Consider the following 12,678-nt stretch of genomic DNA (forward strand, 5'->3'; position numbering starts at 1 on the left):
GCCAACTACATCTGTCCGCGCAAGTTGGCGTACCTGCTGAGCGAAGCCGAGCGCGAGCTGTCCGAGAACGATCGGCTGGCCCTGCTGCCGATCCTGACCTGGATCTCGCGGACGGCCACGGGCGATATCTCCGAGAACAGCGGTTTTCTGGCCAGCCCGGCCCCGGGCCTCTGGCCACGGCTCTATTCGACCGGGGCCGAGTGCTTCAATCGCCGCTGCCGGCAGTTCCGCCAGTGCTTCCTGATGCGGGCGAGGGCGCTGGCCCTGGCCGCCGACCTGGTGATCGCCAACCACTCGGTGGTGTTCTCGGAGATGGGGCTGCCGTCGCCGGTGCTGCCGGAGTACAAGCGGCTGGTGTTCGACGAGGCCCACAATATCGAAGCGGTGGCCACCGAGCATCTCGGCCGGCGAATCGACCGCTGGCGGTTCACCGGATTTCTCGACCGGCTCTTTCGCCGCGGGCGGGTTGGTTCGGCCCGCGGACTGCTGGCCAATATCGCCTACTGGATGACCGCGGGCGATCGCGTGGTACGATCAAGCGAAAAGGACATCCTCGAACAACTCGAGCAGTGCAGCAAGCTCGTGCCGGTGGTCCAGGAGGCTGGGCAGATGTTCCTTAACGCCCTGAGCCTGGCCTTCGGCGGCAAGCGCGACGAGCGGGTCCGCTACCGGGCTGAGGACCGGCCGGACGAGGTCTGGGAGCAGATCATTTACGAGAAGAAGGCCGCGGTCAGCGCGCTGGCAGACCTGACCTCGCGGCTTCGATCCGTGCACGATAAGCTCGACGAGATCGAGGGCGACCGCGATTTCCTCTACCGGCTCGACTTTGTCCGCGAGCTGGGCTCGCACCTGGAGCAGGCCCAGGAACTCTCGCAGGACATCGAGTTCGTGGTGGCCGGCGACGATGAAAACTACGTTTATTGGGCTGAGCAGGACGCCTCCGGACCCTATTACAGCCTGGCCGCTGCACCGATCGACATCTCGCTGGTCATGCTCGAGAATCTCTACGACCAGAAGGAGTCGATCATCTTCGCCTCAGCCACGCTGACCGTCGGCAACCGCTTCGACTTCCTGAGCGAGCGGATCGGCACCGGCCTGCTGGAGGAAGAGCGGATCATCGAGTGCGACGTCGGCACGCCCTTCGACTACGATCGGCAGGTGCTTTTGTGCGTGCCCACCTTCCTACCCGAACCGGGGCCCAACGGCGGAACCTTCGAGCAACAACTGACCGACCTGCTGATCGACCTGCACACCGCCACCCGCGGCCGCGGACTGGTGCTGTTCACCTCGTACCAGATGCTCAACATGGTCTATCCGGATGTGAAACGCGGCGTCGAGTCGGCGGGCTATCCGGTCCTGGGCCAGGGCCACGACGGCGGGCGCGACCAGCTCACCTCGGTGTTCCGGCGGGTGGTCCACTCGGTGCTGCTGGGCACGCACAGCTTCTGGGAAGGCGTCGACGTGCCCGGCGAGTCTTTGAGCTGCCTGACCATCGCCAAGCTGCCGTTCGCGGTGTTCACCGATCCGATCGTGGCCGCCCGCTGTGAAGCCGTCGAGCACTCCGGCCGCAACGCCTTCATGCACTACAGCGTTCCCTCCGCCGTGGTGCGGCTGCGGCAGGGCTTCGGCCGGCTGATCCGCCACCGCAATGACCGCGGCGTGGTCATTCTGGCCGACCGGCGGGTCTTGACCCGCCAGTACGGCCGACAGTTCCTCAGTTCCCTTCCCGCCCGACACCAGGCGTTCGGCAACAAGCGGATGATGATCGAGACGGTCCGCAGATTCCTCGACGGCCCGACCGCTGAAGCGGCCTCGCCGGAACCGCCGCGGCGCCGCACCAGGGCGTCTACCTCTTCGCGTCCAGCCGCACCACCGCTTTGATCAGCTCGCGCCGCCGAACCGCCTCGAACGCCTCGCCGATCGCCTCCAGCGGAAAAACCCGATCCAGGTCCAGGTAGTTTTCGGCCCGCAGCCAGCCCGCTTCGAGCCACCGCATCACCGGATCGTGGCCTTCGCCCTCCTGATAGCCGGAGTTGGCCACGGTAAAACTGACCGGCTGCATCGGGTTGATCGCCGTGTCGCCGAAACTGTCCATGCCGTAGACGCTGACCGTTCCGCCCGACTTGAGCAGCGGGATCGCGCCGCTGAGCACGCCCTGACGGCCGAGGGCGTCGATGATGAGGTCGAAACCGTCCAATCCGCGGCCCCTGGCCTCGCCGATCAGGTTTTCGGCGTCGTAGCGCAGGTAGTCGGTCACGCCGACCCTGGCCGCCGCCTCGCGGCGTTTCGCGCTGCCGATCATCGCCACGCGGCCGGCCATGAAGTTGCTTGCGTGGTTGGCGAACGCCAGACCGTTGGCGCCTGAGCCGATCACCAGCACCGACGAGCCGACCCGCACGCCGATCCGGCTGATGAAACTGAACGTCTCGCGCCACGTGATGATCATGGTCGCCTTGGCCGGGTCCGTGCCTTCCGGCAGCACGCGGTGAATGCCGGTGGACCAGCCCGGATCGATCCCCGCCTCGAGCATCGCCCGGTGATCAGCCGCCACGCCGCGCTCGGCGAAACCGCCCCAGTTGCTCTTGAGGTCGCCCTGTTCCGGATTGATCACCCGCGTGACCAGATCGCCGGGCTTTAGGTACCGCACCTTCGGCCCGACCTCGATCACCCGTCCGATCGTCTCATGGCCCAGCATGGTCGGAAATTCGATCGGAAACGGCATCTTATGATTGGCGATGATGTGCAGGTCCGTCCCGCTGCACGTCGCCCCGTACAGATTATCGCACAGGCAGTCGAACTCGCCGATCCGCGGATCGGGCACGTCGCGAACCACCAGTTTTCCCGGACCTTCCACTACGGCTGCATTCATCGTCTTGCCCTCATGGTTGTTTGCGTCCTGAGCCTAGCTCCACCGGATCACCGCGCCGAGCAAGTTCTTCACCCGGCCGCGATTCACGTCGTCGTAGAACTTCGGGGCCTCGCGGGCGTCCAGTCGGTGGGTGATTGTCCGTCCCCAGTCCAGCGCCCCTTCCGCCATCAGTTTGATCACCGTCCGCCTCGACGGGACATAGCCGTCATCGCAGGGGAAAAACGCCCTGATGCGGCGATTGTGGGCTTCGAGGAACCGGAAGCTCAGCGGCCCGGCGCCGTAGTTGCCCTGGAACACGAATTTACCTTCCCGCCGGCACAAGGCGATCCCCAAATCCACGCACTTGGGATTGCCCGACGCCTCGAATACGACGTCCGCCCCGTCCGGAACGATCTGCTTCATGCGTTCGTCCAGGTCCTCCCGCGAAGAGTTGATCGTGTGGTCCGCGCCCAGTTGCCTGGCCACAGCGAGCCGCTGATCGTCGATATCCACCGCCACCGTCACCGCCCCGCGCAGCTTGGCCGTCGCCACGTTGCCCAGACCGATCAGGCCCGCGCCGATCACCACCACCCGATCGCCCATCGCGACACCGGCCATGTTCACGCCGTTCAGTCCGACCGACGGCATCACGAAGAGCGACGCCGCCTCCTCGTCCACGCCTTCCGGCAGTTTCGCCGGCCCGTGCAGCACGTTCGTCGAATCGGTCACCACGTGCGAGGCGTGCGCTCCCGACGTCGCCGAGACGGGCCGGCCTTGCCACGTGATTCCCGCACTGCAGCCGCGGTAGTAGATTCTGTCACCCACCGCGAAGTCCTTCACCGCCGAACCGACCTGTTCGACGATCCCCACGCCCTGGTACCCGGTGATGATCGGAAACGGCCCCCACGAGACCTGGCTGCGCACCAGCAGCAGTTCGGTGCCGATGCTCACCCCGGTGCGCAGCGCCCGCACCCACAGGTCCCGCGGCTGAAGCGGCGAGTATTCCACCTCATCCAGAACAAACTCCTGCTGCTCCGTGCACACCAGCGCCTGGGCCTTCATCCGTGGTTTCTCCTTCGCCGTCTGATCGTACGTAAATGACATTTCAACGCCGCACCCTGTCAGCAAATCAAATCCTGTAGACCTGTTCAAGGGAACATTCTTGACAAGTATGGTACGAAAATGATCCAATGAACCGACGAAGGAGGGTCCGTTGTGAACGACTGGCTTCTGCGCATCTCGCCCTGCCCGCGTGTGATCGGCGGCTCGACCGCCCCGCGCGGCTGGATCGAGCCTCTGCGGGTGATCTACGACCACGAACTGGTGCTCTTCGCCGGCGGCACGTGCCTGGTCGAGATCGGCGCCGATCGCTTCGAGTGCCCGCCCGAGAGCTTCATCATCGTGCCGCCCGGCCGGCTCCACGTCTCGCGTCAATCCGGCCCGGCCGCCGTGGCCCGCAGTTGGGTCCACTTCGACTGGAGCTACCAGGGCCCAATCGGCGAGACGCCCGTCCTGACCTACCATCCGGGCCCGGTCCGCCCGGAGTTATACCGTCCGGCTCCGGCGTTTGTGCCCAAGACCATCCTCCACGGTCCGATCGCCTCGCCCTCCGCCGCCTTCGATCTGCACCAGCGTCTCCAATCCCGCTGGAACTCCGGCGGCCGTCACGACCGCTTGGCCGCCCGCGGCCTGCTGCTCGAGCTGCTGGTGGAACTGCTGGATCGAAGCGGCGAACCGCCCTCCAGCCGACCCGAAGGCGACCCCATCGCCGCCCGCGTCCGGCGGCGCCTCGACCAGCTTTCGCTTCAGCCGTTTCGCGAGGCCGTCTCGATCCAGTCCGCCCTCGAGCAACTCGGCTGCAGCTATGCCCACGCCTGCCGGCGGTTCAAACGCGCGTACGGCCTCTCGCCGCTGGCCTACCTCAGCGCCCTGCGGGTCGAGCGGGCCAAGCTCCTGCTTCGCGACTCGGACCTGACCGTCGCCCAGATCGCCCAGCGGCTCGGTTTCGACAACGTCGGCTACTTCATCCGACGCTTCCGCCGTCAGACCGCTCTCTCACCCCGGGCCTTCGCCCGCCGACAGAGGCCTTGAGGCCGGACCCCGATTTGGCGTCAAAAAGCGTTGCATCCGATCCGACGGCCGGTATCATGGGCCGTTTAACGTTCACAGGAGGCCCGCGAGATGTCCATCGACAAGGTTGCCGCCCAGCTCTACACGCTTCGCGATCTGTGCAAGACGCCCGCCGACATCGCCGAGACCCTCAAGAAGGTCCGCCAGATCGGTTACCCGGCCGTTCAGGTTTCGGGCATCGGCCCGATCGATCCGAAGGAACTGCGCAAGCTCTGCGACGATCTGGGCCTGGTCATCTGCGCCTCGCACACGGGATATGACGACCTGATGAACAAGCTGACCGAGGTCATTGCCAAGCACCAGGTCTGGGGCTGCACGCAGATCGCCGTGCCCGTAACCCCGGACAAGATGCGAAACCAGAGCGGCTACGTCCAGTTCGCCAGGGAAATGTCCAAGGTCGGACAGCGGCTCGCCAAAGAGGGCATCACCCTCAGCTACCACAACCACTCATTCGAATTCCAGAAGTACGGCGGAAAGACCGGCTTGGAACTGATTTACGACAACTCCGATCCGCAGTACTTCCAGGGTGAGATCGACACCTACTGGGTCCAGCACGGCGGCGGCGACCCGGCCGGGTGGTGCCGGCGGCTCAAGAATCGCCTGCCCCTGGTTCACCTGAAGGACTACGGCATTGTCGACAACAAGCCGACCTACATGGAAATCGGCGAAGGCAACCTGAACTGGGCGGCCATCCTGCCGGCCTGCCGCGACGCCGGCACGCAGTGGTACCCGGTCGAGCAGGATGTCTGCCCCGGCGACCCGATCGAGAGCATGAAGATCAGCTTCGAGAATCTCAAACGTCTTTTCAAGCAGGCCTGATACGCTCTTGACAAAATCCCGCCGCCGGAATTCAATTGACCAGATAGGCTGTGGGAGGTTGTCGGCCCTAGTGCCGTCAACGTCATTGCAGCTTTAGCAGTTTAAGCAATAATGAGGGTGTAGCTCAGTCGGTAGAGCAACGGCCTTTTAAGTCGTAGGTCCTGGGTTCGAGTCCCAGCGCCCTCATTTGGTTTCGATCTCGTGTCGTTTTCCCCGTCCCTGCCGACGCTCTCGCGGAGTCGACGTTCAGGCCGGCTCAACGACCAGCATCGCGTGGCCGTCGAGCACGGTAACCCGGGTCTGGACATAGCCGTCCTGGTAGTCGAACTGTATCTCTCGCCCCTCGGGCTGCAACGTCAGACGGTGCGGCTTTCGGTCGGTCCGCACGGCGATCGGCATGTCCACCAGCGGGAACGGGTCGTGGACCAGGTCCAGCCCCTCCGCTTGCCGCGACGGCAGGTAGCTGATCAGGTGGACGACCAACGTTCGCTGCCGACGGGCGACCGTCGCCTCCAGATGGACCGGCCCCTGGTCGCGGACCAGCGGGCGCGGCAACAGGCGGTCGATGCAGTGGCCCAGAATCTGCCGATAGGCGACGTTGGCGTGCTTCCCGAACGCCTCCAGGATCGGCACAGCGAAGGTGATCACCGATCCGTGCTGGACCGCGGCGGCAAATCGGGAGAGGCAGTCCGGCGGCGTGTACTCGTGGCCGCTGAAGCGATCGTATGACCGTTCGAAGTAGGGCTCCACGACGCGGCAGAGGGCTTGCGATCCCTTCGCGGCGGTCATGCGGAATCCCCGCTCGTACATCACGGTATCGAACGGATCGATTCCCGCCTGGATTTCCCGGCCGGGCCGCAGGAAGACGTGGCTGTACGGCGATGGGCCGTGCGTCGAGATTCCCTGTTCCTTCAGCACCGGCTGGCCGGTCTCATCCAAGGCGGAGGGGCCGGAGAGGATCAGCGATCCGCCGGCCTTCAGGTAGGCCCGCAGTCTGGTCCGCAAGTCGGCATCCACCTTTGTCGTTTCCGGGATCAGGACCAGTTTGTAGGGCTTCACGTCGCCCGATGGCGGAAGCAGATCGAACTGATGGCGAAGCTGCTGAAGGGCCCGTATGGTTCCCAGCCCCGCCGGTCCCGGCTGATCGCCGAGCTTCGGATCGACGACGACCGCGATCTCGCTCATGATCTTGGCGCCGGCCACGAACGGCCCGCAGGATTCGATGTACCGATAGGCGTCACCGATGAGCCTGTACGTGGCCGGATGGAGGGCGGCGCGGGGATGCAGCAGGTCGCCCACGCCGCAGGTAATCCCCTGGCTGAGCATCAGGCAGCACTCGTACTTGAGGGCGGCCTTCGGCTTGAGGGCGCCGTTGTCACCCCAGCTCTTGTGGAACCGGCCGGTGTGGCTGAGCGTGGGCAGGCCAAACGGCCGGATGAACCGGGCCACATAGGGGAAGTATGCGTATCCCCAGCCGCCGGTGGGAAGGCTCTCGATCTCCACGTGGCGGAGGAACTTCTTCTCGACGTCCAGATGGGCCTTGGGCCGCGAATTGTACCAGATGCCGTGGCTGGGACGGCCCTTCTGGAACCGGTCCAGGAGGCGGTTGTAGCGGGCCATGTACTCGTGGACCACCAGGCGGGCGTAGCGGTTGCGGTCGGCTTCGTCCTGCGGGTCGAGGCCCTTGCGTTTCATGCCGTCGATCGCCCACTTGCTCGCGCTCGGCTGATCCCAGCACATGTCGAGGAACAGCCCGTCGACCGGGGCGAAGCGCTTGAGTATCTCCGCGATCTGGTCGGCCACATAGTCCTGGTACGGGCTGGACATGTCCATGATCTGCCAGCCGGCCGTGAAGGCGGATGAGAGCCATTTGACCTGCTGGAGGTCCGGGGTGAGGGCGATCCATTCCGGATGCGTGTTGGCGGCGTATTCGTCGCACTGCACACTGATGTAGATGGGCGTTTGGATGCCGACGCTGCGCAGGGCTTCGATCTGCTCACCGAGCAGGTCCAGGCCTTTGGGCAGCGAGGGATGCCGCTCGGGACGCTTGGTGTCGTAGTATAAATGCCCGTGATGGCACTTGGCAAACAGGGTCACGCTGTCAACGTGGGCCTCCTTGAACGTCCGGGCAAACGATCTGGGATCGAAGTCTTTTGCCACGTCGGGAACGTCGGGCCCGGTGTGAAAATCGAGATGAACCGTTCGCGACGGGAAGCTCAGATTCCGTTTTGCCATTTCCATTTGCTCCAAGATGAGGTCTGCCGCTGCGACTCAAGACGGATGATGATTGTACGGCGAAGTCCGTCATTCCTCCACAGCCAGCGTCACCGGGCCGTACAGACCGGAGGGAACCAGGCGGTTGTCGGGTTTGAGGGCTCCGATGGTTTCCTGCAGGGAAGTCCAGGTGAGGCGTTGAGGTTCGGGCAAGTTCAGGTCGCCGATGATCCGGTTGGCCCAGAGGTTGACGATGTCGATCTTCAATTCGTTGCCCCTCGGCTTGAGCAGACCCGTCACTTCGACCCGCCACGGCGGACACCACAGGACACCCAGGTCACGGCCGTTGAGTCGGACTTCGGCCAGGGACCGCAATCGTCCCAGATCGAGAAAGACCCGTTGGTTCTTCGTTTGAAAGGCCTCGGTGGCGTCGAAGTTCTTTTTGTAGGTCGCCCGTCCGGAATAGTACTTGATGCCCGGCTCGGGCCGGGTAGTCCAATCCTCCAGGGTATTGAAGACGACTCGGGCCGGTCCGCCCCACTTCGGATCGAATGCGACGGTCCAAGGCCCGTCGATCGGGACGATCGGCTTGAGTTCGGGGAAATTCCTGGAGGCTTCCGTATTGGTTTTTGCCGGGACGGTCCGGCGAAAGACGACAAAGCAACTGCCGGAAGGCGGCAACGTCAGGGGTACGATCGTGCGTCCGTTTTCGGTCCGGAACTCCGGCAGGTCCCGCCGGGTACCGGTGACCGGGTCCCACAATTCGGGCTGTTTGCCGACCACACGGAGACTGACTTCCATCCGGATCGTGTCCTTCGCCAGGTCGTTGATCGCAAAGGAGTCGTATCGCCGTTCACAGATTTCCAGGGACGAGCCGTGGTCGATGATGTTTTGCTGATTGGAGATAAAATACCACTCCTCACCGTCCGTCCGGCGATGGGTCCACTCGACGGGTCCGTCACCGCCGTCGCGACGGATGATCTCGACGTCCGGTTCGACGCCCATGGACTTGAGCACTTCGCCGACAGGCCGGTTCCAAGTCACGCGGTTCCACACGTCGTCGGCCAGGGCCCGTACCCGCTCGTCGCAGCGGGGATAGTCCATCAGGCTGGGCGATTCCTGCGGCTTGGGCCCGATGACCGTCACGCCCGCTTGGACCAGGGCCTTGATTTTTCCCAGCGTCTCCGGCGTCAACCGCGGATCGTCCTTGAGGACCAGGACGCGATAGCTCATGCCGTCCGGCAGGGCCAGGCGGCCGTCTTTGACTTCCACGCGGGTTCGAAGCGTATCGGCGTCGCAGCCGTCGTAGGCGTATCCGTCGGGCAAGGCCGGACGGATCAGGTTCTTCGACGGCAGGGTGTTCGGCGCCCCTTCGCCGTAGAAATAAAGAATGTCGGCGACGAAGCGGCCCTGCTGGAGCAGTTGCGAACATCGGCGGAGGTAATCGACGTAGGCCTTGGCGGGCCGGCCCCACCATGTGTTCATCCGGCTGAAGTTGACGCCGAACGGCCCCATGGTCATGCCGGGAGCGCGGTCCGGCCAGGGGTGATGGGCCCAGGAGTGGAAGACCAGGCGGTTGATGCCCATGGCAAAAGCCAGATCGCCGATCCCTTTCAGGCCGTACGGATCGGTCTGCCATCGGCAGAAGGTGGTGAAGGCTTCCGCCGCGGCCACCGGCCGGCCGTAGATGTGACTTGCCGACGCCGCCTCGACCGGGTCCCACCGGGCCCAGTGGTCACCGTAGAGGAAATTGGGCATTTGGAATTCACCCATGGGCAAGTCGCACCGGCCTTTGATCTGCAACTGATCGGCCGTCACCTGCTGCATGACGCCGGAGATTTCGCCCTGGAACTTCAGGCCCCGGGCGTGGCACAGGTCGTTAAGCTTGGAGAAGTAGTAGTCCGCGATCAGGTCGCCGATGGTTCGACGGACGTCCCAGAGGAATCGGTCCGCGATAGCGGGACTGTCGACCACGCGGCCGCCACCGTGGACGAGGAGAAACGGAACCGGATTGTACCCGCGACGTTTTTTGAACTCCTCGATGAATTGAGGCGTGAAGTTCAAATCCCCCGCCTCCCAGGAATCGACGTAGCCGTAGTGGAAGCCCGTTCCGATCAGGTCCTCGAGTTCGTCGGCCACGCGGCCGGTATAGGCGTCAAAGTGGAGCGCCACCGCCTCCGGATCGAGTTTATTGCATTCCAGGCCGGCAAACTCCCGAGCGCAGGGCGCGTTGAGCCGCCCGATCGGAGCGCAGCCGAGACGAACGATCATCCACTCGCCTTCCGGGGCCTCCCAATCGAGGGTTCCGTCGGCCCGGAGGCGATCGGTCAGATCGAGAATGTCGTTCGAGCGAATGGTGGCGGCTGCCCACGGGGGCGTGGGCGGTCCGATCCGATCCTCCGCCACTTTCGAGTCCACCCACAGCCCGTGGAAGGCCGCCTTCGGGCCGTAGTCCTGCACCAGGGAATCGCCCGAGAGCTTCAGGTGCCGCATGCAGGCATCCCCGGAAAACCGCAATTGGAAATACCGGGCCTTTGTCTCGGGAACGGGCAAGGTCTGCGGGAATCCCCAGGCCCGTGGGCCGGGCAGGTCCGCCACCTTGCTCCAGTTCGACCCGTCGTCACTCGCTTGCAGCTCGCATCCATCGCCCAGGTATTCGACGCCTCGGGCCACCACCGGCTCAGGAAACTCAAATCGCACAAATCCGCCGGTTTCAACTCCTACCGCAGTGCTTCCGTCGCCGTCGATCGCGTGGGCGGGATTCTGGTCCGGCTCGCTGCACGATACCTTCGGCGGCCACAAGGCCGCCGCCTTCGCCGCCGACGGATCCAGACGATACGCCAGTACCGCCATATCGCGGTAGAACCGTTTCTCCGGAGGCACCGATTCGTGGATATGCGGATACGGCTTGGTCAGGTTCTGGTAACAGGCGTAGTCGCACGGCGGAAGCGGCAGCGAACCCGCGATCCGGCCCGGACCCTTGTGATACGTCTCGCTCCAGGCGATCCGCATCATCGATTTTTCCGGCGGCACCCACGGCCCGCCGGAGGTGGACCAGCCGGTGCAGTTCATCAGCGACAGCTCCAGGCCCAGGCGTTTGCACTCCTCGGCCGCGTGCCGCATCATCGCGAACCACTCCGGGGTCAGGATTCGAACGGGTCTGTCCACGTAGACCGGCAAAGACTCGGTGAGCTTGCCCTCGACCATGTACAGATAGACCCCGCCCATGCCCGCATTGGCCATCGCCTCCAGGTCGGCGGTGATGCCTTCCTTGGTGACATTGCCGTTCATCCAGTGCCAGAACGTGTGCGGCCGGGCCGCATCCGACGGGGCGGCAAACGCCTCCCACAGCCGGTCCTCCCCGTTCCGCCCATTGCCCTTCGATCCGTGTGACGTTGCCATGATTCGATCTCTCCTCTGGCACTTTTCTGTGTGACTCGGCCCGGTATATCATTTTTCTGAGCGAAATAAATGCTAAACTGTGCCGGAATTCGGTTTCGGCTTTGGTTGGAGAATCTTCCATGAAAAAGGACCTTCCGGTCAAGATCGCGATCCTGGGCTTCGGCGGACGCGCCGGCGGCATGGCGGAGTATGCCTTGCAGCATCCCGATCAGCTTCGCGTGGTGTCCGTGGCCGACCCGCAGCCCGGACAGAGGCAATGGGCTAAGGAACGGTTCGGCCCCGAATGTCGAATCTTCGAGTCCGGCGAGGACTTCTACCGCCACATCCATGAGTTGGACGTCGACGGGGTCTGGGTCATCAGCCAGGAACGCACGCACGCCCAACTCGCCGTGCCGGCCTTGGAACGCGGCCTGCCTCTGATCGTCGAAAAGCCGCTGGCCACGAGCCTCCGCGACGCCTACCAGATCTGCGACGCCTACGACCGCAACCCCGTTCCTCTGACCGTCCCGCACTCGATGCGCTATCTGGCTTCCTACCGGAAGGTCAAGGAGATCGCCGAATCCGGCGTGCTCGGCCGCCTCCTGCACATCCACGCCGTCGAGCAGATCGACCACCAGCACACCGTCGGCTACTACCGCCGCGGACCGGGCATGTACCGGAGCAACACCGTGTTCCTGCTGGCCAAGTGCAGCCACGATATCGACATTATCAACTGGATGATGGGCGGCGTCCGAGCCAGGTCCGTCGCCTGCTTCGGCGGCGCCGACTATTTCAAACCGCGGCCCGATCTGCCCGAAATCTGCTCGCAGGCGTGCCCGCAGGCATCCACCTGCCCCTTCTTCGGCGCCCACTTCGCCTCCAAGCCGTACGTGGTCGACAAGGACACCATGGCGGTCGGCCAGGGCGACCTGTGCGTCTGGAACTCGGGAGCCGAGCAGGTGGACCACCAGACGGTCATCATCCAATACGAGGACGGGACGACAGCCGATTTCACCCTCAAATGCTTCGGCGATAATCGCCGCCCGCTCCAGATCACCGGCAGCCTCGGCACCGTCTACGCCACGCCGGAGACCGTCGAACTGGTGATCTACCATCCCTCCCGCGTCGAAAAGTTCGGACCCGAGCAACTGCCGGTCCAGCCGGGCACGCACGGCGGCGCCGATTTCGCCCTGATCCGCGACTGGATCGAAGCCGTCACCACCGGCCGCCAAACCAGCAGCGCCACCGTCCACGAAAGCGCCGAAGCCGTCGCCGTCTGCATCGCC

At 64.4% G+C, this 12,678-nt stretch carries 8 protein-coding genes and 1 tRNA gene; 5 read left to right on the top strand and 4 right to left on the bottom strand.

Annotated features, from left to right (window positions below; all coding sequences use genetic code 11):
- On the top strand, window positions 1–1,881 hold a 1,881-nt coding region (locus tag GXY33_05180), incomplete at its 5' end, for a hypothetical protein (GenBank protein ID NLX04519.1).
- Here GXY33_05180 and GXY33_05185 read toward each other — a convergent pair.
- Together GXY33_05185 and GXY33_05190 are read right to left on the bottom strand one after the other, a co-directional pair.
- Complete coding sequence (locus GXY33_05185; GenBank protein ID NLX04520.1) at window positions 1,847–2,869, bottom strand: zinc-binding dehydrogenase; 1,023 nt, start codon at window positions 2,867–2,869, stop codon at window positions 1,847–1,849. The two genes, GXY33_05180 and GXY33_05185, sit on opposite strands and share 35 nt — an antisense overlap.
- 33 nt (window positions 2,870–2,902) lie before the next feature.
- Window positions 2,903–3,910, bottom strand: a complete 1,008-nt coding sequence (locus tag GXY33_05190) for a zinc-binding alcohol dehydrogenase (GenBank protein ID NLX04521.1) — start codon at window positions 3,908–3,910, stop codon at window positions 2,903–2,905.
- A gap of 534 nt (window positions 3,911–4,444) precedes the next feature.
- Between GXY33_05190 and GXY33_05195 the strand changes: the two genes are divergently transcribed.
- The 3 genes from GXY33_05195 to GXY33_05205 all read left to right on the top strand — a co-directional run bounded on the left by GXY33_05195 (window position 4,445) and on the right by GXY33_05205 (window position 5,983).
- The gene (locus GXY33_05195; GenBank protein ID NLX04522.1) at window positions 4,445–4,939 is read left to right on the top strand and encodes a helix-turn-helix transcriptional regulator; all 495 of its coding nucleotides are present in this window, start codon (window positions 4,445–4,447) and stop codon (window positions 4,937–4,939) included.
- A gap of 90 nt (window positions 4,940–5,029) precedes the next feature.
- Window positions 5,030–5,797 (top strand): sugar phosphate isomerase/epimerase, encoded by a 768-nt coding sequence (locus GXY33_05200; protein NLX04523.1) that lies wholly within the window; start codon window positions 5,030–5,032, stop codon window positions 5,795–5,797.
- Between the two features lie 113 nt (window positions 5,798–5,910).
- Window positions 5,911–5,983: transfer RNA gene (locus GXY33_05205), tRNA-Lys, on the top strand.
- Between the two features lie 60 nt (window positions 5,984–6,043).
- On the opposite strand, the gene GXY33_05210 is transcribed toward GXY33_05205, so the two are convergent.
- Both GXY33_05210 and GXY33_05215 read right to left on the bottom strand, forming a co-directional pair.
- On the bottom strand, window positions 6,044–8,032 hold the full coding sequence (locus GXY33_05210) for a hypothetical protein (protein ID NLX04524.1): 1,989 nt from the start codon (window positions 8,030–8,032) through the stop codon (window positions 6,044–6,046).
- A gap of 69 nt (window positions 8,033–8,101) precedes the next feature.
- Window positions 8,102–11,413: a hypothetical protein gene (locus tag GXY33_05215; protein NLX04525.1), complete on the bottom strand. Its 3,312-nt coding sequence runs from the start codon at window positions 11,411–11,413 to the stop codon at window positions 8,102–8,104.
- A gap of 119 nt (window positions 11,414–11,532) precedes the next feature.
- On the opposite strand from GXY33_05215, the gene GXY33_05220 reads away from it, so the two are divergent.
- The coding region (locus GXY33_05220) for a Gfo/Idh/MocA family oxidoreductase (protein ID NLX04526.1) at window positions 11,533–12,678 on the top strand (1,146 nt) is incomplete at its 3' end.

Source organism: Phycisphaerae bacterium (assembly GCA_012729815.1).
Taxonomy (GTDB): Bacteria; Planctomycetota; Phycisphaerae; order JAAYCJ01; family JAAYCJ01; genus JAAYCJ01.

What these genes read in the sequence shown, in the direction of transcription:
- GXY33_05185 (NLX04520.1), bottom strand. Translation starts at nt 2,869, where the DNA reads ATGAATGCAGCCGTAGTGGAAGGTCCGGGAAAACTGGTGGTTCGCGAC.
- GXY33_05190 (NLX04521.1), bottom strand. Translation starts at nt 3,910, where the DNA reads ATGAAGGCCCAGGCGCTGGTGTGCACGGAGCAGCAGGAGTTTGTTCTG.
- GXY33_05200 (NLX04523.1), top strand. Translation starts at nt 5,030, where the DNA reads ATGTCCATCGACAAGGTTGCCGCCCAGCTCTACACGCTTCGCGATCTG.
- GXY33_05210 (NLX04524.1), bottom strand. Translation starts at nt 8,032, where the DNA reads ATGGCAAAACGGAATCTGAGCTTCCCGTCGCGAACGGTTCATCTCGAT.
- GXY33_05215 (NLX04525.1), bottom strand. Translation starts at nt 11,413, where the DNA reads ATGGCAACGTCACACGGATCGAAGGGCAATGGGCGGAACGGGGAGGAC.